The organism is Elongatibacter sediminis (assembly GCF_037892215.1).
In the GTDB taxonomy this organism is placed as follows: domain Bacteria; phylum Pseudomonadota; class Gammaproteobacteria; order Xanthomonadales; family SZUA-36; genus Elongatibacter; species Elongatibacter sediminis.
In genome coordinates, this window is the sequence record NZ_JAZHOG010000005.1 from 210393 (window position 1) to 231567 (window position 21175).

Here is a 21175-nt window from a genome sequence, read left to right on the forward strand (position 1 = left end):
TGCGTTCACGCGTTCGCCGCAGGACCGATCCGGCCGATATAATCCGGTTCCCCGTCACCACCGATGACACGCGCCATGCATTGCACGGTATACCGCTCCACCCTGCGCGACTACACCTATCTCTACCTCGCCAGGAGTCACGACTTCGAAGACCTGCCGGACGACCTGCGCGACCGGTTCGGCCCGGCCGAACCCGTCATGGAACTGGACCTCGCCAAGACGACCCACCTGGCACGGGTGGACATCGATGCGGTGCGCCGCGCCCTGGCCGATGCGGGTCATTACCTGCAACTGCCGCCGCGTCACCCACTGGAGGAAGAAATCCAGGCCGCTCTCGAAGGCCGCCCCTTCAAACCCGATTGATGGGTTCACCGGCCAGAAAACCGGCGATGACCCGGGCGACCTGTTCCAGGCCGGCCTGGCGCGCGGTGCGGCTGGCCCAGGCATTGTGGGGCGTGACCAGCAGATTGGGAATGTCCTCCGCCAGCAACGGATGATCGGCCGGCGGCGGCTCCCGGCTCAGCGTGTCCACGCCGGCGCCCGCGATATCCCCTGCCCGCAGCGCATTCGCCAGGTCTTCCTCGACCACGATGCCACCCCGCGCGGTATTGATCAGAACCGCGTCGGACTTCATTCGATCCAGCACGTTCCGGTCAATCAAGCCGCGGGTTTCCGAATTCAGCGGACAATGCAGCGACAGCACGTCGGATCGCCGGATGACTTCGTCGAACGACAGCCGGCCCGGACGTGGCGCCACCCCGCGGCGCTCCGCCACGATGACTTCCATGCCCAGGCCGCGCGCCCGATCCGCGGCGGCCCGGCCCAGGCTCCCGTAACCAACCACACCAAAAACCAGCCCTCGCGCCTCGCGAATGGGCCGATCGTTGAGACAGAACTGCATCGCCCGGCTCCATTCGCCCGCCCGCACCTGGCGCCAGTACCACGGCAGGCCGGTCAGCAGGCTCAGCATCAGGGTGATGGTGTGTTGCGCGACCGACTCCGAACAGTAATCACGAATGTTGCACACCGTGACGCCCCGGTCGTGCGCGGCCTCGAGATCGATGTTATCGGTGCCGGTCGCGACCAGCGAGAGCAGACGCAGGTCGGATGCCTGGGCCAGTATCTCCCGGCTGAAAACGCATTTGTTGGAGACCACCACGTCGGCACCCCGAATGCGCTCGATGATCTGATCCTGCCCGGTGTGCTCGTGCCACCGCCATTCGCCGACCACCCGCTCGAGACAGGAGCGGTCGAGGTCGCCGTTGTCCACGGTACCCAGATCGAGGAACACGCCACGGTTTGCGGGTCCGGCGGACATGGCTCAGACCTCCGCGGGCGTGGGTGCGGCACTCATGACAGGGAGAGCGAACGGCTACTTGTTGCTGGTGGCCACGCTGACCGACTGGATATCCACCGCCTTGGCCGCGTCCAGGATGGTCACCAGGGCGTCGGTGTCGGCCTCGGGATGCGCCGCGATGATCAGCGGCGAGTCCGGCTTCTCGGCTTTTTCACGCTCGAGATTGGCCTGCACGGCACGCCGTTCCAGCATGCGCCCTTTCAGGCTGATCAGGCTACTGGAGTCGATCTTGAGGACGATGGGGCCTTTTTTCTCCTTCACTTCCTTGGGCGGCGTATTGGACGGCCGCGAAACCTCCAGACCCTTCTCCTTGACGAAGGACGTGGTGACGATGAAAAAGATCAGCATGATGAACACGATGTCGAGCATCGGTGTGATGTTGATCTCGGCCTCGTCTTCGATGTGGTGTTTTCGTCTCATTCGTAGACCTCGTGTCCGCCGCCCAAACCCAGCCCCGAGGGCCGAACGGGGAGTTCAGCTTACTGAAACAACCGGGGTTTCGCCACTGTGAAAGTGACGAAACGCCAACCGCCCGGACCGAATTATTCTTCCTGGTAGTCCGCCTCGAGCACTTGTTTTTCCTTCAGGGTACGAGTCAGTTTCTCGATCCGCACAAAGGCCACGACCCCGAGAATTCCGAATACCAGATTGATGTATTCCATTTTCTTCCTCCCTATTGAATGCGCATTTCATACGAATTCCAACGACCCGGCAAGGCTACAGCCGCCGACGGCGAAACTGTCCACCCTTGATGATCACGGGCATTTCCGTGCGGTAACGCTCGAACACCGACACGTCCTTCAGCGGATCTCCATCCAGCACGATGAGATCCGCAAGGGCACCCGGCGCCACCACGCCCAGCTCACCCTTCCTTTGCATGATTTCCGCATTGATCGAAGTCGCCGAACGAAGAATGTCGATGGGTTGGTCGACTTCGGCGCGATAACGAAACTCGCTGGCCTGGAAATCATGATGCTGGGTACCGAAAACATCCGTACCCAGACCTATCTTCACTCCTGCGCGCCGACAGGTTTCGATTGACGTGAGCATCTGTTCCCTGACCCCATTCAGCTTGGCAAGGCTTTGTGGCTGCATGCCAGCCTCCGCGCCATGCTCGGCGCCCAGATGAAGGACCGCGAGGGTCGGCACCGTGAACGTCTCCGTACTTTGGGCGATTCGCTGCGCTGTCTCTTCACTGATTTCCGTGGCATGGTCGATGGAGCGAATGCCGACATCCAGGCAGCGACGTGCGCCGTCGTCCGTGTGGCAGTGCGCGATCACATACTTGCGCCGGCTGCGGGCTTCTTCCACGGCGGCAGCCAACTCGGCCTCGGTAAATTGCGGCATCCACATCGGATCGCTCGGGGAAGCCACACCCCCTGAAATGAAAACCTTGATGTGGTCCGCCCCACGCCGCAACTCCTCGCGCGCCACTTTGCGAACTTCGTCCGCACCATCCACAACCCGGCAGATCACACCGGAATAAGCGCAGTTACAGGGATCGGCGTGACCAGGCAGCCTCATATCCCCGTGCCCGCCTGTCTGCGACAAGGCCTTGCCGCCATAGAAAAAGCGGGGGCCATCGAGCAACCCCTCTTCAATCGCCATGTGAAGCCCGATGTCACCACCACCCGGATCGCGCACCGTGGTGAATCCCCGCTGCAGGCAATCGGAAAGATGCTTGATTGCATAGGACACCAGCAAGGGTTTGGGCATGCGATCGAGCCACTGAAAATCAAACGTGGCCGAATAGGCATGGAAGTGCAGGTCGATCAGTCCCGGCATCAGGAAGCGCCCCCCGCAATCCAGAACATCCGCATTATCCGCGGCGATCGGCCGGTCAGAGACTTCCCGGATTCGATCGTTTTCGATCAGTACCTGACCGTTTTCGATCAATTCTTCATTGACGCCATCGAAAATTCGGGCGTTTGTCAGCTTCAGCATTCAGGACTTCCTTTGATTTAACGCGAAATGCGTGGGGAACTATTCGACAGTCACGGACTTGGCCAGATTGCGGGGCTGATCGACATCGGTGCCGCGCAGCACCGCCACGTGATAAGCCAGAAGCTGCAGCGGCACGGTCAGTACCACCGGCGCCAGCAGCGCTCCACCCGTTTCCAGTTCGACGATTTCGCCGTGCCGCTCGTTCAAACTGGCGCCGGCCCTGGCATCCGCGATCACGAACATCTCGCCGCCGCGCGCACGTACTTCCTCGATGTTGCTGATCAGTTTCTGCAGCAAGCTGTTGTTGGGCGCCACCGCGACCACCGGCATGTCGTGATCGACCAGGGCCAGCGGGCCGTGTTTGAGTTCTCCGGCGGGGTAGGCCTCGGCGTGGATATAGGAAATCTCCTTGAGCTTGAGAGCGCCTTCCATCGCAATCGGGTAGTGGCTGCCGCGGCCGAGAAACAGCGCGTGATGTTTCTCGACGAAATGCCCGGCGAGCCGCTCGATGGCCTCATCCAGGGTCAACGCCTGGCGCATGACGTCCGGCAGACGGTTGAGATCGGCCACCCACTCGCGCAACTGATCCGGCTCGATACGCCCGCCCAACTGGGCCAGTTCCAGCACCAGCAATTGCAGCGCCACCAGTTGGGTGGTGAATGCCTTGGTCGATGCAACCCCGATCTCGGGGCCAGCCCGGGTCATCAACACCAGGTCGGCCTCGCGCACGATGGAACTCTCCGGCACGTTGCAGATGGCCAGCGTCGCGAGGTAACCGGACTCACGCGCGTGCCTCAGAGCCGCCAGTGTATCGGCGGTTTCGCCGGACTGGGAGACCACCACGAACAGGGCGTCTTCAGGCACCACCGGGTCACGGTAGCGGTATTCACTGGCCACCTCCGCCAGGCACGGAATGCCGGCCAGCTGTTCGAGCTGGTAGCGGGCGACCAGGCCGGCGTGATAGCTGGTGCCGCAAGCCACGATGTGTACCTGTCGAACGCGACGCAGCACTTCGTCCGAACCCACACCGAAGATGTTGGGCAGCACGTGATCGGCGCCGATGCGGCCTTCCAGGGTCTCCGCCACCGCGGCCGGTTGTTCGAAAATCTCCTTCTGCATGAAGTGCCGGTAGCGGCCACGCTGCATGGCATCGGCACTGAGGTCGGCTTCCCGGACCGAGCGTTCCACCGTTTCGCCGTCGCGGTCTATGATGCGGTAACCATCCACCCGGATCTCGGCGACGTCTCCTTCGTCCAGATGCACGAATCGATTGGTCACCGCCAGCAAAGCATGAATGTCGGAGGCCAGGAAATGCTCGTTGAAACCGATACCGAGGACGATGGGATTACCGCAGCGGGCCCCCACCACCACGCCCGGCTCACGGCTGCAGACCAGGGCGATGCCGAATGACCCTTCGAGTTTTCCGACCGCCTCGCGGACCGCATCGAACAGCGACCGGTCGCCGGCCATCAGGTGATGCACCAGGTGAACCACGACTTCGGTATCGGTATCGGACTTGAAGTCATAACCGGCGGCGGCCAGTTCACCGCGCAGCGCCTGATGGTTTTCGATGATGCCATTGTGCACCAGCGCGATTTCATCGTGCGACAGGTGCGGATGCGCGTTTTCGGTGTTGGGCACGCCGTGGGTCGCCCAGCGGGTGTGGGCGATGCCGCAAAATCCGGGCACGGATTGCCGGCCAGCCTGTTTTTCCAGGTCGCGAACCTTTCCCTGGGTACGCACGCGTGTCAGCCGGCCATCATGCTGCAATGCGATACCGGCCGAGTCGTAACCCCGGTATTCGAGCGCATGCAGCCCCGAGATCAGGATCTCGCTCACATCGCGTTGAGCGGTCGCCGCGACTATCCCGCACATGCTATGGGTCCTTCTTCTTCGGCCGTTTCCAGCCTTCGACGGTGGTCTGGCGAACCCGGCTGACGGTGAGTTCACCGGCGGGGGCGTTACGGGTCAGCGTCGTGCCGGCCCCGATGGTGGCCCCTTTCTCCACGGTCACGGGCGCCACCAGTTGGGTATCCGAACCGATGAATACATCGTCGCCGATCACCGTCCGGTGTTTGTTCGCGCCGTCGTAATTGCAGGTAATGGTGCCGGCTCCGATGTTCACCCGTTCACCCAGCTCGGCGTCACCGATGTAACTCAGGTGACTGGCCTTGCTGTCGCGGCCAAAAGCGGCATTTTTCACTTCCACGAAATTTCCGATCTTCGCCCCTTCAGCCAGTTCAGTATCCGGCCGCAGGCGGGCGTACGGACCGATGGCGCAGGCGCCGGTGGTACGCACGCCTTCGAGCACGCTGTAGGCGTGAACCATCGTTCCAGCCGCCAGGTCGCAGTCCCTGAGCACGCAGCCGGGACCGATGATCACGCCGTCACCGAGCGTGACCTGCCCTTCCAGCACCACGTTGACGTCGATGCGAACATCACGGCCGGGTTCCACCTCGCCGCGCACGTCGATGCGTGCCGGATCGGCTACACAAACGCCCCGGCTCATCAGCCAGTCCGCCTGCCGCTCGCGATGGCGCTGTTCCAGCGCGGCCAGTTGGCGCTGGTCGTTCGCGCCCATCAGGTCGGCCGGATGCGGCGCGACCACGCCGTGTATTTCCAGCCCCTCGCTGTGCGCCATCGCGAAAATGTCGGTGAGGTAGTACTCGCCCTTGGCGTTTTCGCAGCCGAGTTGATCCAGCCAGCGGCGCAAGGCCTCGGCCCGGGCGAGAATGATGCCGGTGTTGACCTCCTTGATGGCCCATTGAGCCGGCGTCGCGTCCCGGTCCTCGACAATTCCGGCGATACGCCCGATCCGGTCACGCTCGATTCGGCCGTAGCCGCGTGGACGATCGAGGACCATCGTGAGTAACGACAGCGGCGCGGACGATTCCCGGATCAGTTCCTGCAGCAATTTGGCCGGAATCAGAGGGTGGTCGCCCAGTAACACCAGGATGCGTGCACCGTCCGGTATTTCCGGCATCGCCTGCTCGACCGCGTGGCCGGTACCGCGCCGCTCGGACTGCACCACCCAGTGAACGTCGAAATCAGCACAGGCCTCGCGAACCCGCTCGGCACCACTGCCGATGACCACGTGTATACCGGCCGGCTCGAGTTGCCGCGCTGTATCGAGCAAGTGGCGCAGCATGGGCTTGCCGCCCACCGGGTGCAGCACCTTGGGCAGTGCGGATTGCATCCTCGTGCCCTCGCCCGCGGCGAGGATGACGATGTGAAGACTGGCGCTCATGAAATCAGTAGCTTGGGACCGGGATTCTGGCTGCGACAGTATAGCCGGAATGCGGATTCCTGTATGCCGCCGGCCCCGCGAACCCGAAGCCGGCAATGCCCGCCCGCGGGTGTTTCGGGCCCTGCCCACCCTCCCGAATTCTTCCAGTCGGGGACACGAATTCGCCGGAACGGGACGCAACGATGGCGCAAACCGGCAACCGGTGCCCGCAGACGTTGCGCAAACCTCGGCTTCCGGCGACCATGAAGCCATGCGTCATGCCCTGATGTTGACCACATTGTGCCTCCTGGCCCTCTCTGTCGAAGCCGCCGAACACAGCGGCCGGGACACCGGATACACCGAGCGGCGCATGAACGACGGCCAGCTCATTCTGCAGGATGTGCCCGAGATTCCGCCACGCCTGGTCGAGCGGCTGCGGCAGTACCAGGCCGTGCGTTCGGCCACCTTCCTGGACTGGGCGCGGGACGGTGAGGGACTGTACGTCCTGACCCGCTTCGCCGATCTCAGCCAGGTGCACCGGGTCCGGTTCGCCGGCGGCACGCGGCAGCAACTGACCTATCTGCCCGACCCCATCATCGAGGTCCACCGCCAACCGGGCGGCGATCGCCTGGCCCTGACGACCGATCCGGGCGGCAGCGAATTTTCGCAGATCTACCGCTTCGACCCGGACACGGCCGAAACGGTGCTGTTATCCGACGGCGCCTCGCGCAACGCCCGCCTGGTCTGGAGCCGCGACGGCAGTCGGCTGGCCTTCCAGTCCACCCGCCGCAACGGCCGCAGCAACGACATCTGGATCATGGATCCCTTGCGACCCGATTCGGCGATCCCGGTGCTGGCCTCGCTGGACGATACCTGGTGGGGCCCCGCCGGATTCACCCCGGACGGCCGTGGTCTGCTGGCCCAGCAACTCATCGGCGCAACGGATTCACGCATCCACCTGATCGACCTGCAATCCGGTGAGCAGCGGCGGGTGGCCGGCGATCCGGAATTCCCATCGGCCAACCGGGCCTCGGTGGTGGACCGCAAGGGCAAGGGCTTTTACATGATTTCCAATGCCCGCGGACTCGCCGCGGAACTCGCCTGGCAGCCGTTCGAGCCCGGCGCGGAAACCGAGTTCATCAGCACGTCTACCCCCTGGGACGTGATGGAGTTCGCCCTCAGCGAGGATGGCCGTCGCGGCGCCTTCACCACCAACGAAGAGGGCATGAGCCGGCTCTACCTGTTGAATACCCGAACCGGCCGCTATTCACTGGTCGGCAACATGCCGGTGGGCCTGATCTACGGCCTCAAGTTTCATCCCGACAACCGCCAACTGGCGATGACGCTCAATGCCGCCCACACGCCCAGCGACGTGTTCGTGATGCAGCTCGGCCGCCGCCCGGAGGCCGCCCGCGCCCTGCACCGCTGGACCTTCAGTGAAGTCGGGGGGCTGGACACGGAGCGCTTCGCACGCCCGCAGTTGATTCGCTATCCGACCTTCGATTTCGCGGCGGAAGACCAGCCCCGCCGGATTCCCGCTTTCGTCTACCGCCCGGATGGCGCAGGGCCGCATCCCGTGATCATCCACATCCACGGCGGCCCGGAGGGCCAGTACCGGCCGGCCTTCTCCAGCCTGTTCCAAAGCTGGATCAGCGAACTGGGCGCGGCCGTCATCGCGCCCAACGTGCGCGGATCCTTCGGCTACGGTAACGAGTGGCTGGCGCTGGACGACGGCCGCAAACGCGAAGACGCGGTGCGGGATATCGGCGCCTTGCTGGACTGGATCCGCAACCAACCCGATCTGGACGAGAACCGGGTCGCGGTTTACGGGGGCAGCTACGGTGGCTACATGGCGCTGGCTTCCGCCGTGCATTTCGGCGACCGCCTGCGGGCAGCCGTCGACGTGGTCGGCATCAGCAACTTCGTGACATTCCTGGAACACACCCAGGACTACCGCCGCGACCTGCGGCGCCGGGAATACGGCGACGAGCGCGATCCCGAAATGCGTGCTTTTCTGGAATCGATCAGTCCGCTGAACCACGCCGACCGCATCGACGTACCGCTACTGGTGGTACAAGGCCAGAACGACCCGCGGGTGCCACCATCGGAATCGGAGCAGATCGTCACGGCCCTGCGCGCCCGCGGCCGGCCGGTGTGGTACATCAAAGCCCTCAACGAGGGCCACGGTTATGAGCGCAAGGAAAACCGCGACGTGTACCAGCAGGCCGCAATGCTGTTTCTGCAGCGCTACCTGATTGGGGCTGGTGACGCGGCCACGAACGAACCGGCGCAGGAAACCGGTTCAGGGCGAGGGCCGCACCCAGGGCCGAACCCAGAGTCAGGGTCACGGTAGATACCAGCACGACCCGGCAGCCGGTCCGCTATCATGAGAGGCAGACCGCACGCGCGGTCAGAACAGCAGCAACCAACGGCAGCAACCAACGGCAGCAACCAACGGCAATGGAAGCGTTCAGGGAAATCTGGGACAAGTCACTGGTCACCTTGAGCGGCGGCAGCGAGATCACCGTCGGTCAGGCCACTCTGGTCGCCCTGTTCCTGCTGCTCGCGCTGCTGGTCAGCCGGATTCTCGGCCGCATGCTGCTACGCCTGTTGGCTCGCAAGCAGGTCGAAGCCAACGTCGCGCAGACCATCCACCGACTGTTCAGCTGGAGCTTTCTGATCCTCGTCCTGCTGACGGCGATGGCCATGCTGCAGATTCCCATCACCGCGCTGGCCTTCATCAGCGGCGCGGTGGCCATCGGTGTGGGCTTCGGCGCACAGAACGTGATCAACAATCTCATCAGCGGCTGGATCCTGATGTCGGAAAAGCCGGTGCGGGTCGGCGATTTCATTGAGATCGACGACATGCGCGGCACCATCGAGCGCATCGGCAATCGCTCCACCCGCATTCGCCGGATCGACAACGTGCACGTGCTCGTGCCCAACAGCCAGTTGCTAGAGCGCATGGTCATCAACTGGACCCTGATCGACAACCGGATTCGAACCTCGGTGCGCGTCGGCGTCGCTTACGGCTCCCCGGCCCGCAAGGTCGAGGCGCTGTTGCTGCAGGCCGCCGCTGATCAGAAAGACGTGCTTGCCGATCCGCCGCCGGTGGTGGTGTTCGAGGACTTTGGCGACAACGCGCTGGTGTTCGACCTCTACCTGTGGTGCGAAGTACAGACAGGCACCGAGCTGCGGGTGATCCGCAGCGAAACCCGTTTCAATATCGAAGCGCTGTTCGCCGACAATGGCATTGTCGTGGCCTTCCCGCAGCGTGACGTGCACCTCGACACCACCCGACCGCTGGAAGTGCAATTGAACACCGGCACCGGTCCGGCCGGCTATCGGCTGGAGGAGCCGCCCGAGGGCCGAACCGATGAATGAAGAGGCGAACACACCGGTCATCGAAGGCCTGGTCTGCGCATACGACCTGGACGGTTTCGGCGGCGCGAGCCCGCTGGCCTGGGATGCGCTCGGCGGTGCCACGCCCGACGGCCGGGTTCGTTGGATCCACCTGGACTTCACCCACACGCGAGCCCGGCAGTGGCTGCGAACGGAAAGCGGCATCCCCGACACCGTGGTCGAAGCCATGCTGGAAGAGGACATCCGCCCACGCAGCCTGCAGCACGGCAACGGCGTACTGACGATCCTGCGCGGAGTGAACATGAATGCGGGCTCGCCCGTCGAAGACATGGTGTCCATCCGCTTATGGCTGGAACCCGGCCGCATCATCAGCACACGCCGGCGCCGGCTGAAGGCCGTCCGCCGCATTCGCGCCGAGCTGGCCGACGGGAAAGGCCCCACCGGGCCGGCAGACTTCCTCCTGACCCTGCTCGATTACCTCGGCGAGCGCATTGGCGAAGTGGTCGACACCATCGACGAGTCCATCGAGAGCGCGGAGTTGGCGATGGAGGCGAGCAGAGCGAAAACCTACCGCGGCGAATTCGGCCAATTACGGCGCAAGACGGCACTGATCCGGCGCTACCTGGCACCGCAGCGCGAAGCGCTGGACCGGCTTTCCCGCATGCAGTCGCCACTGTTCGAGCCCCATGATTCGATAGCCCTGATGGAAGCAACCAATCAGATGACCCTGCTGGTCGAGGACCTCGACCTCGCCCGTGAACGGGCCATGGTGGCCCAGGAAGAGATCCTGTCCGTGCTGGCCACCGAGCAGAATACCAAGATGTACCTGCTGTCCCTGGTTGCCGCGGTTTTCCTGCCCCTGTCGTTTCTCACCGGTCTGATGGGCATGAACGTCGCCGGTCTTCCCGGCACCGAGAACCCCGCGTCTTTCACCATTCTGGCCGTGGTGATGGTGGCCATCGGCGTCGGTATCCTGTGGTTGTTCCGGTTGAAAAAATGGCTGTAGAAAAGTCAGCCCGGTTGACGCTCGGCTGGCGGGAATGGGTCGCCCTGCCCGGGCTGGGTGTGCCACGCATCAAGGCCAAGGTCGATACCGGCGCCCGCACGTCCGCGCTGCATGCCTTCCGCGTCGAGGAGTTTGAGCGCGACGGCACGACGTGGCTGCGCTTCTGGCTGCATCCCTTGCAGAAGAATGAGCGCGAGGAAGCCGTCTGTGAAGCGCCCCTGCTGGACCGGCGCCAGGTCACGGATTCCGGCGGGCACCGCGAACTGCGCCCGGTCATCCGCACCCCGGTATCGCTGGGAGGCCAGACCTGGGACATCGAAGTGACGCTCACGGCCCGTGACACCATGAGATTCCGCATGCTGCTGGGCCGCACCGCGCTGCGTGGGCGCGCGCTGGTAAATCCCGGCCGATCCTACCTGGTGGACAGCCCCGGATCCCCGGACCGTGCAACGTCATCGGTCGGCACCGGAACAGCCAGGGCCTCATGAGCCCGGCCCGGCCACACGGAGAACCCGTCACCCTCGGCGGCACCACGGTCGCACCCGGCACGCGCGCCATTGTCGACGTACCGGTCGCCACGCTTTACACCCACGCCGTGCTGAACATGCCGGTGCAGGTGGTCAACGGAAGCCGGCCCGGACCCACCCTGTTCGTGTCGGCGGCTGTGCATGGAGACGAAATCAACGGTGTGGAGATCATCCGCCGCCTGCTGCAACGCAAGATGCTCGGCCGCCTGCGGGGAACCCTGCTCGCGGTGCCCGTCGTCAACGTGCACGGATTCCTCGATCATTCCCGTTACCTGCCGGACCGGCGTGATCTCAACCGGTCATTCCCGGGCAGCCCGAAGGGCTCGGTCGCGGCGCGCCTGGCGCACCGCTTCATGAAAGAAGTGGTGTTGCGCTCCGATTGCGGCATCGACCTGCACACCGGCACCATGCACCGCGCCAACCTGCCACAGATCCGCGCCAGCCTGGATCAGCCGGGTACCGGAGAACTGGCCCGGGCTTTCGGGGCGCCGGTGATTCTGGATGCCGCCATGCGCGACGGGTCGCTGCGTGGCAATGCGGCGGAAAACGGCATTCCCGTGCTCGTCTATGAAGCAGGCGAAGCCCTGCGGTTCGATGAATTTTGCATCCGAGCCGGCCTGCGCGGCATTCTCAACGTCATGTCCGAACTGGGCATGTTGCCGCGAAGCGGCCGCCGCAGGGAACGGGTCGAGCCGACCATCGCCAGCGCCAGCCGTTGGGTTCGCGCCCCCTTCAGTGGTATCGTGCGCGCCCCGATCGAGCTCGGCCAGCGGGTCATTCGCGGTCAGCGCATGGCGGTGGTCAGCGATCCGCTGGGCGACCGCGAGGAGTACGTGCTCGCATCCGAGTCCGGGATTGTCATTGGCCGTTCGAACCTGCCGCTGGCGCACGAAGGAGACGCGCTGTTCAATGTCGCCTCGTTCGAACGAGTCACCGAAGCCGAGGAAACCGTGGAGGAATTCGCCGCCCGGCACGATCCGAATTTCACCTCCGAAACCTGAACACCGACCGGAACCCACACCATGAAAATCGTCGTGCTGTCCACCAATCCCAGGCTCTACTCGACCCGCCGCCTGGTCGAAGCCGGCCAAGAGCGCGGTCACGAGGTCGAGGTCATCAATCACCGGCGCTGCTACATGAACATCGCCACCATGCGGCCCGCCGTTCACTACAAGGGCCACAGCCTGGAAGATGTGGACGCGGTCATTCCGCGCATCGGCGCATCGGTCACGTTCTACGGCACCGCCGTGGTGCGCCAGTTCGAAATGATGGGCGTTTACTGCGTCAACGAATCGGTGGCCATCAGCCGGTCACGCGACAAGCTGCGCGCGCTGCAGCTGCTTTCGCGCAAGGGCATCGGCATGCCGGTCACCGCGTTTGGCGCCTCACCCGACGACACCGACGACCTGCTGTCGCTGGTCGGCAATGCGCCGGTGGTGATCAAGCTGCTCGAAGGCACCCAGGGAGTCGGCGTGGTGCTGGCCGAAACGCGCCAGGCGGCGGAAAGCGTGATCGAGGCATTTCGTGGCCTGAACGCCAACTTCCTGGTCCAGGAATTCATCAAGGAAGCCGGTGGCAGCGACATTCGGTGCCTGGTCATTGGCGAGAAGGTCGTGGCGGCGATGAAACGGCAGGGCAAGGAAGGCGAATTTCGCTCCAATCTGCACCGGGGCGGCAACGCGCAACTGGTTCGCATCACACCGGAGGAGCGCTCCACCGCGGTGCGCGCGGCCCGCATCATGGGCCTGAACATCGCCGGCGTGGACCTGCTGCGTTCCAACCACGGCCCGGTGGTGATGGAAGTGAATTCATCGCCCGGGCTGGAAGGCATCGAAAACGCGACCGGCAAGGACGTGGCCGGTCTGCTCATCGAATTCATCGAGAAGAACGCCCGACGCGGCAGAACCCGGACTCGCGGCAAGGGCTGAGACCCACGGAGGCCGACATGGCTGACAAGCAAACCACCAGCTTCATGCGCTCCCTGTGCATGGGGCGAATCGAACACGACATTCTCTTCCCGTTCCCCACCCTGCCCGCGGAGCAGCAACAAACGCTGCGCGAGGTGTCAGGTGCGCTGGAGGACCTGCTGGGACCGCGCGCCGAGGATTTCCGAGCCTGGGATGTGGCCGGTGACATACCCGATGACTTCATCGAGGAACTGCGCCAGTTCGGCCTCTTCGGCCTGGTCGTGCCGGAAGAACACGGCGGCTTCGGCCTGGGCAACATGGCCTACTCCCGCACCCTGCAGGAAGTGGCCCGCTACGATGCCTCCGTCGCCGTCACGATTGGCGCGCACAGTTCCATCGGCATGCGCGGTCTGCTCCTGCACGGCACCGAAGACCAGCGCCAGCGCTACTATCCGCGCCTGGCCAGCGGCGAACTCATCGCCGCCTATTGCCTGACCGAACCGGGCGCCGGTTCGGACGCCGCCGCGATCAAGACCCGGGCGGAGCGAGATGGGGACGACTGGATTCTCAACGGCAACAAGCTGTGGATCACCAACGGCGGCATCGCCAGTTTCTTCACCGTGTTCGCACGGACCGAGCCCGAGGACGGCGGCAAAGGCAAAATGACGGCGTTCCTGGTCACCTCCGACATGGACGGTGTGAGCATCGGTCCGCACGAGGATAAAATGGGCCTGCGCGCCAACCCGACCACCACGGTGCATTTCGACAACGTCCGGGTGCCCGCCGCCAATGTGCTTGGCCAGCCCGGCAAGGGCTTCAAGGTGGCCATGCAGATCCTCAACAGTGGCCGGACCGGCCTGGGCGGCGGTTCGGTGGGAGCCATGAAGCGCCTGATCGGACTGGCGACGGCACAGGCCAACGAGCGCAAAACTTTCGATCAGCCCATCGCCAGTTACGGGCTGATCAAGGAAAAAGTCGGCCGCATGGTGGTGGACTGTTACACCTCCGAAGCCGTCGTCACCCTGGTCGCCGGCCTGGTCGATGCCGGTTACCAGGAGTATGCGGTCGAGGCGGCAATCTCCAAGATTTACGCCACCGAGTGCCTGTGGCGCACCGCCGATCAGGCTCTGCAGATCGCCGGGGGCAACGGGTTCATGCGCGAATACCCCTACGAGCGCATCATGCGCGACTGCCGGATCAACCGGATATTCGAGGGCACCAACGAGATTCTGCGCCTGTTCACCGCGTTGACGGCGATGAACGACGTGGGCAGCCAGCTCCAGGAGCTCGCCGATACCATGAAGGACGTGCTGAACGGTCCCATCAAGGGATTCGGCGTGCTGTCCGACTACGCCCGCAAGCACGCCAAGCTGCGCACCGGACTCGGCGGCGGCGTGCGGCTGACCGGTATCGATGATTCCATCCGCAGCCCGGCCGACGTGTTCGAAACCGAAACCCGTTTCCTGGCTCAGGCCACCGACCGCCTGTTGCGCAAGCACGGCCGGCACATCGTCGGCAAGCAACTCGCCAGCAAGCGCCTGGCGGAAATCATGATCGACCTGTTCGTGCTGGCGGCCACGCTGTCCCGCGTACAGGCTTCGATCGACGCCAACGGCGTGGAAAAGGCCGCACGGGAAATCGACCTGCTTCACGTGTTCGCCCACGACGCCCGCATCCGCATCAAACAGAACTTTCGCTGCATCGACGACAACGACGACGAGCGGCTCAAGGCACTGGCCGACGATGCCTTTTCCACGGAACGATTTCGCTGGGATACGATCTAGTGGAAGCGGGAACGCAAGCGAATACTGAAAGGAGCGGGTTTTGCAGGACGTAAGAACGCAGTTGAAGGAATTTTTGCTGGAGTGGCTGAACGCACAACTGCCCCAGTTCGCCGGTCTGGCCTACGCCACCCTGGTACTGCTGTGGATCGGACTGGTCGCACTGCTCATCTACCTCGTCACTCACCGGGTGGCGTTGCGCTGGGTGGCCAAACCTGTTCGAACCCACTCGGGATCGCGCAGCCACTGGCGTCAGGTTCTGCACCAGAACAAGCTGTTCGGCCGCCTGGTGCTGACCGCGCAGGCCGTTATCGTCAAACTGCAGGCCGAATTCTGGCTGGCGGACGACTCGACCCTGATGGGTGTTATCGATGTCGCCGCGCAGACCTGGATCATTATTTTCTGCACCCTGTCGATCTTCTCGGTCCTCAATTCCGCGCTCGCCATACTGCGCCTCAACCCGGCCACCCGCACGTTTCCTCTGCGCGGCATCACGCAAAGCATCAAACTCGTCGCGGTAGTTCTGGCGGGGCTGCTCATCGTGGCCGCGTTGCTGGGCAAGTCCCCGGTCATCCTGTTGAGCGGGCTGGGTGCGGTGTCCGCCGTGCTGATGCTGGTGTTCAAGGACCCCATCCTGGGTCTGGTGGCCGGCTTGCAGCTCTCGGCCAACGAAATGCTATCGGTGGGCGACTGGCTGGAGATGCCCAAGTACGGCGCGGACGGAGACGTGATCGAGATCGGACTGACCACGGTCAAGGTGCGCAACTGGGACAAGACCATCACCACCATTCCCACCTACGCGCTGATTTCGGACTCGTTCAAGAACTGGCGCGGGATGTCCGAAGCGGGTGGCCGCCGCATCAAACGCAATCTGCTCGTGGAAACCGGCAGCATCCGCTTTCTCGATGAAGAAGACCTGCACCGCCTGAATCGAGCGGAGCTGCTGGCACCCTATCTGACCGCCAAGATTGACGAGATCGAACGTTACAACCAGCAGGGGAAAGGGGATCTTTCCTGCCTGGTGAACGGGCGCCGGCTCACCAACCTGGGGACCTTTCGCGCCTACCTGACCGCCTACCTGAAGGCGCACCCCCGCATTCACCAGGAAATGACCCTGATGGTGCGGCAGTTGCAACCGGGCGCGAACGGCCTGCCGCTGGAGATTTACGCGTTCACCAACACCACCGACTGGGCCGAGTACGAGGGCATCCAGGCCGACATCTTCGACCACGTGTTCGCCGTGTTACCGGAATTCGGCCTGCGGGCGCACGAGCTTCCCACCGGCAGTGATCTGCGCCTGCTGACCGCAGACCGCCAGCCCTGAGCCCGGACCCACCCGGCCCAAATTCTGCCTAGAAGCTGCTCGCCTCCGCCCGATCCCAGAAATTCTGGTGCGGTTGCGGCGCCGAGCCTTCCAGCAGGGAGCCGGGCCGGGCCTGCGGATAGAGCTGAGCGTAGCTGCGCACCTCGTGATGGGAGATGCGGCGATTGAGCAGTTCGGGACACAGGTCATCCGGTCCCGAGAGTCCACAGGCCGACAGTACGGTGAGAAAGTGGGAAATCGTATGAGCATGGTAATTGGCCACCCGCTGCGCCTTGTCCTCGACGTCCAGCCCGCTGACCCGCCACGGCTCGTTGGTGGTAATGCCCGTCGGGCAACGATTGGTGTGGCAGCGGCGCGCCTGAATGCAACCCAGCGCGAACAGCATGCCGCGGGCGGAGTTGCACACATCGGCCCCAATGGCGATACGGGCGGCCATGTCGAATCCATGAACGATCTTGCCGGCCGCGATGATTCGGACCCGGTCGCGCAGCCCCGCTCCGGACAGCGCGTTTCGGACCAGAAACAGACCATCGGTCAACGGTGTTCCCACCGAATCGGACAATTCGGGCTGGGCCGCGCCGGTGCCACCCTCACCGCCGTCGACGGTGATGAAGTCGGGCACGATTCCCGTCTCCAGCATGGCCTTGACCATCGCCATCAACTGGGTTTCCTTGCCGACACAGAACTTCACACCCACCGGTTTGCCCCCGGACAGCTCCCGCATCCGCTGCAGAAACTCCATCAGGTCAATCGGGGTGGACAAGCCGAGGTGTGCGGCCGGTGACACGACCGTCTTGCCCTCCGGCACGCCGCGGGCGGCCGCGATCTCGGCGTTGACCTTGCCTCCCGGCAGCACACCGCCGCCACCGGGTTTCGCTCCCTGCGAAAGCTTGAGTTCGGTCATCTTCACCTGGTCCGACCGCGCGCGCTCGCTGAATCGGTCGGGGTCGAACCGACCGTCCTCGCGCCGGCAACCAAAGTAGCCGGTGCCGATTTCCCACACCAGATCACCACCGTGCTCGCGGTGATACCGGCTGATTCCGCCTTCACCTGTATCGTGGTAGAAACCGCCCATGCGGGCGCCCTTGTTCAGGGCCAGGATGGCGTTCGAGCTCAGCGAGCCGAAACTCATGGCCGAAATATTGAAGCGTGAAGCCGAATAAGGCTGGCTGCACTGGTCGTTGCCAATGAGCACGCGCGGCTCTTCTTCCAGCCGCGAACTCGGCGCCGCGGAATGTTCGAGCCATTCGTACCCTTCGGCGTAAACATCCTGCAGCGTGCCGAAAGGCAGTACGTCGCTTTCCTCCTTGGCCCGCTGGTAGACCAGCCCGCGCTGGGCATGGCTGAACGGCGCACCGTCGCTGTCGGATTCAATCAGGTACTGGCGAAACTGGTGGCGCAGATCCTCGATCATGTAGCGCAGGTGACCGACCACGGGATAGTTGCGCAAAATGGTGTGGCGGCCCTGGGTCAGGTCACGAATCATCAGCACCGAGGTCGGTCCCAGAAACAGGTAGGCCCAGAGCACCGGACGCCACCAGAGGGCGGCGACAAGCACGAGAATATTCGTCAGAACGGCGCCGGCAATAAGCACGTGCTTCATGCTGATGCTCGACGATTTTCGTATGACGGGTGTTTGCTCGGTCATGGCGCTCCTTACCTCCTCACCGCGACGGCGGCCCTACAGGGCATTATCGGCGGCTGGCCGGAGCGCCGCAAAGACACCGGAATCCGGGGAGGGACAATCTTTGGAATTGTGTCCATAGTTATTGACATATTAAAATATGTCGATTATTCTGGACATATGGACATTAAAGAATCCCTGATCGTTTTTGACGCATTGTCGCAGGAGACGCGGCTGCGGGCTTTTCGGCTGCTGGTGCAGGCTGGCCCGGACGGCATGCCCGCCGGCGCGCTCAGCGATGCGCTGGACGTACCGCACAATACGCTGTCGTTTCACCTTGGCCATCTGTCCAATGCCGGCATCGTTTCCTCACGCAAAGAAGGCCGGTCGGTGATCTACGCCGCACGCTTCGACACGATGCGCAACCTGATCGGGTTCCTGGTCCGCGACTGCTGCTCCGCACCCTTCGCCCAGATCCGCGAAGACCGCCAGTCCGGCTGCTCGGTGATCGAGCTGGCGGACGGCTGCTGAGAAGCTTTCCCCAACAAACGATTCATCAACGAGGTGAACTCATGAAACGCATGCACATTCATGTCGGTGTCGAACGCCTGGACGAAGCGCTGAAGTTCTACAACGCGCTGTTCGGCCAACCACCGGTCAAGACCCGCGACGATTACGCCAAGTGGATGCTGGACGACCCACGGGTCAATTTCGCCATATCCACGCGCCCGCAAACCGGGCTCGATCATCTGGGCATCCAGGTGGAGAACGACGCCGAACTCGGCGAGTTGCGCGACCGGCTGCGGCAGGCCGACCTCAGCCTGTTCGACGAAGGCGAAACCGTCTGCTGCTACGCCCGCTCGGACAAGTCCTGGGTGACCGATCCCGGCGGCATCGCCTGGGAAGCCTACAAGACCATGGAGGACGTTCAGTTCTTCGCCGGTGATGAAAACGAAGCCCTCAGGCCGGTTGAAGCCGACAAAGGCGCTTCGGCTTCGACCGCCTGTTGCCCGCCGCGGGTAAGCCCGGAAGCGGAATGCTGCGCTCCCACCGAAACCACCACGGGGACCTGTGGCTGATGAGTTCGGAGACCGACGGCAGCGTCTCGGCGCTGGGCAGTTTCGAGCGCTATCTGTCGCTGTGGGTGGGTCTGTGCATTGTCGCCGGGGTCATCCTCGGCGCCGGCCTGCCCGGCCTGTTCAGCCGCATCGCTTCCCTGGAGTACGCCAGCGTCAATCTCGTGGTGGCGGTGTTCATCTGGGTCATGATCTACCCGATGATGGTGAATGTGGACTTCGCCTCCATTCGCGATGTCGGCAGAAAGCCCAAGGGCCTGTGCATCACCCTGGTGGTGAACTGGCTGATCAAGCCGTTCACGATGGCCGCGCTGGGCATCGTCTTCTTCGAGTTCGTATTCGCCGGCCTGGTCGATCCACAGACTGCCCGGGAATACATCGCCGGCATGATTCTGCTGGGCGTGGCGCCGTGCACGGCCATGGTGTTCGTGTGGAGCCAGCTGGTGCACGGCGACGCCAATTACACCCTGGTTCAGGTTTCGGTCAACGACCTGATCATGGTGTTCGCCTTCGCACCCCTGGCGGCCCTGCTGCTTGGCGTCACCGACATCATCGTGCCCTGGGAAACCCTGCTGCTGTCGGTCGTTCTGTACGTGGTGATTCCGCTGGCCGCGGGCTATGCCACCCGCAGGACGCTGGATCGCGCCGGCAACCACCAGCGTGTCGCGGACTTCACGGCTCGCATCAAGCCCTTCTCCATCATGGGCCTGCTGGCCACGGTGGTCCTGTTGTTCGGTTTTCAGGCGCAGACGATTCTGGACAAACCGCTGGTCATCGTGCTGATCGCGATTCCGCTGCTGATCCAGAGCTACGGCATCTTCGCCGTGGCCTACGGCTGGGCCTGGTTGTGGCGGGTGCCTTTTTCCACCGCCGCGCCCGCCGCGCTGATCGGGACCTCGAATTTCTTCGAACTGGCGGTCGCCGTGGCCATCAGCCTGTTCGGCCTCAATTCGGGCGCCGCCCTGGCCACCGTGGTCGGGGTACTGGTGGAAGTCCCGGTGATGCTTTCGCTGGTGGCCTTCGCCAACCGCACCCGCGGTCACTTTGTCACGGTGGACCCCGCCATCCCGGTATCGCGCGGAACAGGCAAAGCGATCGCGACGGCCCACCCGGACCCATAGGCGGCACCGGCCCCGGCCTGCTAGCATGAAGGCCGGACACAGCTCGGAGATTCCGTGGGCCGCAATACGTTCGCAAATCAGGTCGTCTGGATTACCGGAGCGTCCTCGGGCATTGGCGAGGCACTGGCCGTCGAGTTTGCCCGGCAGCGGGCTCGGCTGGTTCTGTCGGCACGGCGGCGAGATGAACTCGAGCGGGTACGGCAGCGATGCCTGGATACGGACGCCGGCCGTGGAACCATCCTCGTTCTGCCTCTCGACATCACCGACCACGACGCGATGCCGGCCGCCGTCGAAGAAGTCACCACGACAATCGGCCCGGTCGACCTGCTGATCAACAACGCCGGCATCTCACAGCGCTCGAAATGCCTCGACACCGATTTGGCGGTGTACCGCAGGCTGTTCGAAATCGACGTCTTCGGCCAGATCGCACTGACCCGGGCCGTGCTGCCCGGCATGCTGGCGCGCAGCAGCGGCCATATCGCCGTCACCTCCTCGGTGGCCGGCAAGGTCGGCGCACCCTTCCGCACGGGTTACTGCGCCGCCAAGCACGCGGTGATGGGCTTTTTCGATGCGCTGCGTGCCGAGGTTGACGAGCACGGCATCGAGGTCAGCACCATCGTGCCCGGCTTCATCCGCACCAACATCTCCAAAGCGGCAATCACCGGCACCGGCGAGGCATTCGGCCGCACCGACAGCAACATTGCCGGCGGCATGGACCCCGATGCCGCAGCGCGCGTCATCGTCAAAGGCCTGGCGCGCGGCAAAATGGAAATCCCGGTCGGCAAGGGCATGGAAATGCATGCCCTGTGGCTCAAACGCTTCTTTCCCGGACTGGTACTCCGGCTGGCCAGCCGGATTGGCCGGCCGGATGAGTAATTGTCCTCCTGAAACACCAATTCCCAACCTTCCATCAAGCTGA

General features: G+C 63.8%; 19 protein-coding genes. 13 read left to right on the plus strand and 6 right to left on the minus strand.

The features are described from left to right. Positions 1 to 75: 75 nt before the first annotated feature. Positions 76 to 363 (plus strand): YcgL domain-containing protein, encoded by a 288-nt coding sequence (locus tag V3330_RS09390; protein ID WP_354695153.1) that lies wholly within the window; start codon positions 76 to 78, stop codon positions 361 to 363. On the opposite strand, the gene V3330_RS09395 is transcribed toward V3330_RS09390, so the two are convergent. The 5 genes from V3330_RS09395 to glmU form a co-directional block, all read right to left on the minus strand. Further along, a complete protein-coding gene (locus V3330_RS09395; protein ID WP_354695154.1) occupies positions 350 to 1318 on the minus strand; it encodes a D-2-hydroxyacid dehydrogenase in 969 nt (322 codons plus the stop codon). The two genes, V3330_RS09390 and V3330_RS09395, sit on opposite strands and share 14 nt — an antisense overlap. 54 nt (positions 1319 to 1372) lie before the next feature. Then, complete coding sequence (locus V3330_RS09400; RefSeq protein WP_354695155.1) at positions 1373 to 1777, minus strand: ExbD/TolR family protein; 405 nt, start codon at positions 1775 to 1777, stop codon at positions 1373 to 1375. Positions 1778 to 2074: 297 nt separating this feature from the next. Further along, positions 2075 to 3301 carry a metal-dependent hydrolase family protein gene (locus V3330_RS09405; protein WP_354695156.1) on the minus strand — a complete coding sequence of 409 codons (1227 nt, stop codon included), beginning with the start codon at positions 3299 to 3301 and terminating at the stop codon, positions 2075 to 2077. Between the two features lie 39 nt (positions 3302 to 3340). Then, a complete protein-coding gene (gene glmS, locus V3330_RS09410) occupies positions 3341 to 5176 on the minus strand; it encodes a glutamine--fructose-6-phosphate transaminase (isomerizing) (protein WP_354695157.1) in 1836 nt (611 codons plus the stop codon). A 1-nt stretch (position 5177) separates the two neighbouring features. After that, positions 5178 to 6548, minus strand: a complete 1371-nt coding sequence (gene glmU / locus V3330_RS09415; protein WP_354695158.1) for a bifunctional UDP-N-acetylglucosamine diphosphorylase/glucosamine-1-phosphate N-acetyltransferase GlmU — start codon at positions 6546 to 6548, stop codon at positions 5178 to 5180. Positions 6549 to 6750: 202 nt separating this feature from the next. Between glmU and V3330_RS09420 the strand changes: the two genes are divergently transcribed. The 8 genes from V3330_RS09420 (at position 6751) to V3330_RS09455 (ending at position 16435) form a co-directional block, all read left to right on the plus strand. After that, the gene (locus V3330_RS09420; protein ID WP_354695159.1) at positions 6751 to 8880 is read left to right on the plus strand and encodes an alpha/beta fold hydrolase; all 2130 of its coding nucleotides are present in this window, start codon (positions 6751 to 6753) and stop codon (positions 8878 to 8880) included. A gap of 107 nt (positions 8881 to 8987) precedes the next feature. Continuing rightward, complete coding sequence (locus V3330_RS09425; RefSeq protein WP_354695160.1) at positions 8988 to 9911, plus strand: mechanosensitive ion channel family protein; 924 nt, start codon at positions 8988 to 8990, stop codon at positions 9909 to 9911. After that, positions 9904 to 10896, plus strand: a complete 993-nt coding sequence (locus V3330_RS09430; protein WP_354695161.1) for a zinc transporter ZntB — start codon at positions 9904 to 9906, stop codon at positions 10894 to 10896. Before V3330_RS09425 ends, V3330_RS09430 begins: the two co-directional genes overlap by 8 nt. Then, positions 10887 to 11384, plus strand: a complete 498-nt coding sequence (locus V3330_RS09435) for an ATP-dependent zinc protease family protein (protein WP_354695162.1) — start codon at positions 10887 to 10889, stop codon at positions 11382 to 11384. The genes V3330_RS09430 and V3330_RS09435 overlap by 10 nt, the downstream gene beginning before the upstream one ends. Continuing rightward, positions 11381 to 12424 (plus strand): succinylglutamate desuccinylase/aspartoacylase family protein, encoded by a 1044-nt coding sequence (locus V3330_RS09440; protein WP_354695163.1) that lies wholly within the window; start codon positions 11381 to 11383, stop codon positions 12422 to 12424. The genes V3330_RS09435 and V3330_RS09440 overlap by 4 nt, the downstream gene beginning before the upstream one ends. 21 nt (positions 12425 to 12445) lie before the next feature. Then, positions 12446 to 13351 (plus strand): 30S ribosomal protein S6--L-glutamate ligase, encoded by a 906-nt coding sequence (rimK, locus tag V3330_RS09445; RefSeq protein WP_354695164.1) that lies wholly within the window; start codon positions 12446 to 12448, stop codon positions 13349 to 13351. Between the two features lie 17 nt (positions 13352 to 13368). Then, on the plus strand, positions 13369 to 15114 hold the full coding sequence (locus V3330_RS09450) for an acyl-CoA dehydrogenase family protein (protein ID WP_354695165.1): 1746 nt from the start codon (positions 13369 to 13371) through the stop codon (positions 15112 to 15114). A 61-nt stretch (positions 15115 to 15175) separates the two neighbouring features. Further along, complete coding sequence (locus tag V3330_RS09455; protein ID WP_354695166.1) at positions 15176 to 16435, plus strand: mechanosensitive ion channel family protein; 1260 nt, start codon at positions 15176 to 15178, stop codon at positions 16433 to 16435. A 28-nt stretch (positions 16436 to 16463) separates the two neighbouring features. Here V3330_RS09455 and V3330_RS09460 read toward each other — a convergent pair whose 3' ends face one another. Then, the gene (locus V3330_RS09460) at positions 16464 to 18083 is read right to left on the minus strand and encodes an FMN-binding glutamate synthase family protein (protein WP_354695167.1); all 1620 of its coding nucleotides are present in this window, start codon (positions 18081 to 18083) and stop codon (positions 16464 to 16466) included. A 156-nt stretch (positions 18084 to 18239) separates the two neighbouring features. Between V3330_RS09460 and V3330_RS09465 the strand changes: the two genes are divergently transcribed. Genes V3330_RS09465 through V3330_RS09480 form a run of 4 tightly spaced genes read left to right on the plus strand, consistent with a single transcriptional unit; the run spans position 18240 to position 21132 of the window. Further along, a complete protein-coding gene (locus tag V3330_RS09465; RefSeq protein WP_354695168.1) occupies positions 18240 to 18590 on the plus strand; it encodes an ArsR/SmtB family transcription factor in 351 nt (116 codons plus the stop codon). Positions 18591 to 18631: 41 nt separating this feature from the next. Beyond that, the gene (locus V3330_RS09470; RefSeq protein WP_354695169.1) at positions 18632 to 19138 is read left to right on the plus strand and encodes an ArsI/CadI family heavy metal resistance metalloenzyme; all 507 of its coding nucleotides are present in this window, start codon (positions 18632 to 18634) and stop codon (positions 19136 to 19138) included. Further along, on the plus strand, positions 19138 to 20256 hold the full coding sequence (gene arsB, locus V3330_RS09475; protein ID WP_354695257.1) for an ACR3 family arsenite efflux transporter: 1119 nt from the start codon (positions 19138 to 19140) through the stop codon (positions 20254 to 20256). The genes V3330_RS09470 and arsB overlap by 1 nt, the downstream gene beginning before the upstream one ends. Positions 20257 to 20310: 54 nt before the next feature. Further along, positions 20311 to 21132 carry an SDR family oxidoreductase gene (locus V3330_RS09480; RefSeq protein ID WP_354695170.1) on the plus strand — a complete coding sequence of 274 codons (822 nt, stop codon included), beginning with the start codon at positions 20311 to 20313 and terminating at the stop codon, positions 21130 to 21132. Positions 21133 to 21175 lie beyond the last annotated feature (43 nt).

Bases quoted from the DNA above. Each gene is read 5' to 3' on its own strand.
- arsB (WP_354695257.1), top strand. From the start codon at position 19,138: ATGAGTTCGGAGACCGACGGCAGCGTCTCGGCGCTGGGCAGTTTCGAG.
- glmU (WP_354695158.1), bottom strand. From the start codon at position 6,548: ATGAGCGCCAGTCTTCACATCGTCATCCTCGCCGCGGGCGAGGGCACG.
- V3330_RS09405 (WP_354695156.1), bottom strand. From the start codon at position 3,301: ATGCTGAAGCTGACAAACGCCCGAATTTTCGATGGCGTCAATGAAGAA.
- V3330_RS09435 (WP_354695162.1), top strand. From the start codon at position 10,887: ATGGCTGTAGAAAAGTCAGCCCGGTTGACGCTCGGCTGGCGGGAATGG.
- rimK (WP_354695164.1), top strand. From the start codon at position 12,446: ATGAAAATCGTCGTGCTGTCCACCAATCCCAGGCTCTACTCGACCCGC.
- V3330_RS09390 (WP_354695153.1), top strand. From the start codon at position 76: ATGCATTGCACGGTATACCGCTCCACCCTGCGCGACTACACCTATCTC.
- V3330_RS09465 (WP_354695168.1), top strand. From the start codon at position 18,240: ATGGACATTAAAGAATCCCTGATCGTTTTTGACGCATTGTCGCAGGAG.
- V3330_RS09440 (WP_354695163.1), top strand. From the start codon at position 11,381: ATGAGCCCGGCCCGGCCACACGGAGAACCCGTCACCCTCGGCGGCACC.
- V3330_RS09425 (WP_354695160.1), top strand. From the start codon at position 8,988: ATGGAAGCGTTCAGGGAAATCTGGGACAAGTCACTGGTCACCTTGAGC.
- V3330_RS09460 (WP_354695167.1), bottom strand. From the start codon at position 18,083: ATGACCGAGCAAACACCCGTCATACGAAAATCGTCGAGCATCAGCATG.
- glmS (WP_354695157.1), bottom strand. From the start codon at position 5,176: ATGTGCGGGATAGTCGCGGCGACCGCTCAACGCGATGTGAGCGAGATC.
- V3330_RS09395 (WP_354695154.1), bottom strand. From the start codon at position 1,318: ATGTCCGCCGGACCCGCAAACCGTGGCGTGTTCCTCGATCTGGGTACC.
- V3330_RS09430 (WP_354695161.1), top strand. From the start codon at position 9,904: ATGAATGAAGAGGCGAACACACCGGTCATCGAAGGCCTGGTCTGCGCA.
- V3330_RS09400 (WP_354695155.1), bottom strand. From the start codon at position 1,777: ATGAGACGAAAACACCACATCGAAGACGAGGCCGAGATCAACATCACA.
- V3330_RS09470 (WP_354695169.1), top strand. From the start codon at position 18,632: ATGAAACGCATGCACATTCATGTCGGTGTCGAACGCCTGGACGAAGCG.
- V3330_RS09450 (WP_354695165.1), top strand. From the start codon at position 13,369: ATGGCTGACAAGCAAACCACCAGCTTCATGCGCTCCCTGTGCATGGGG.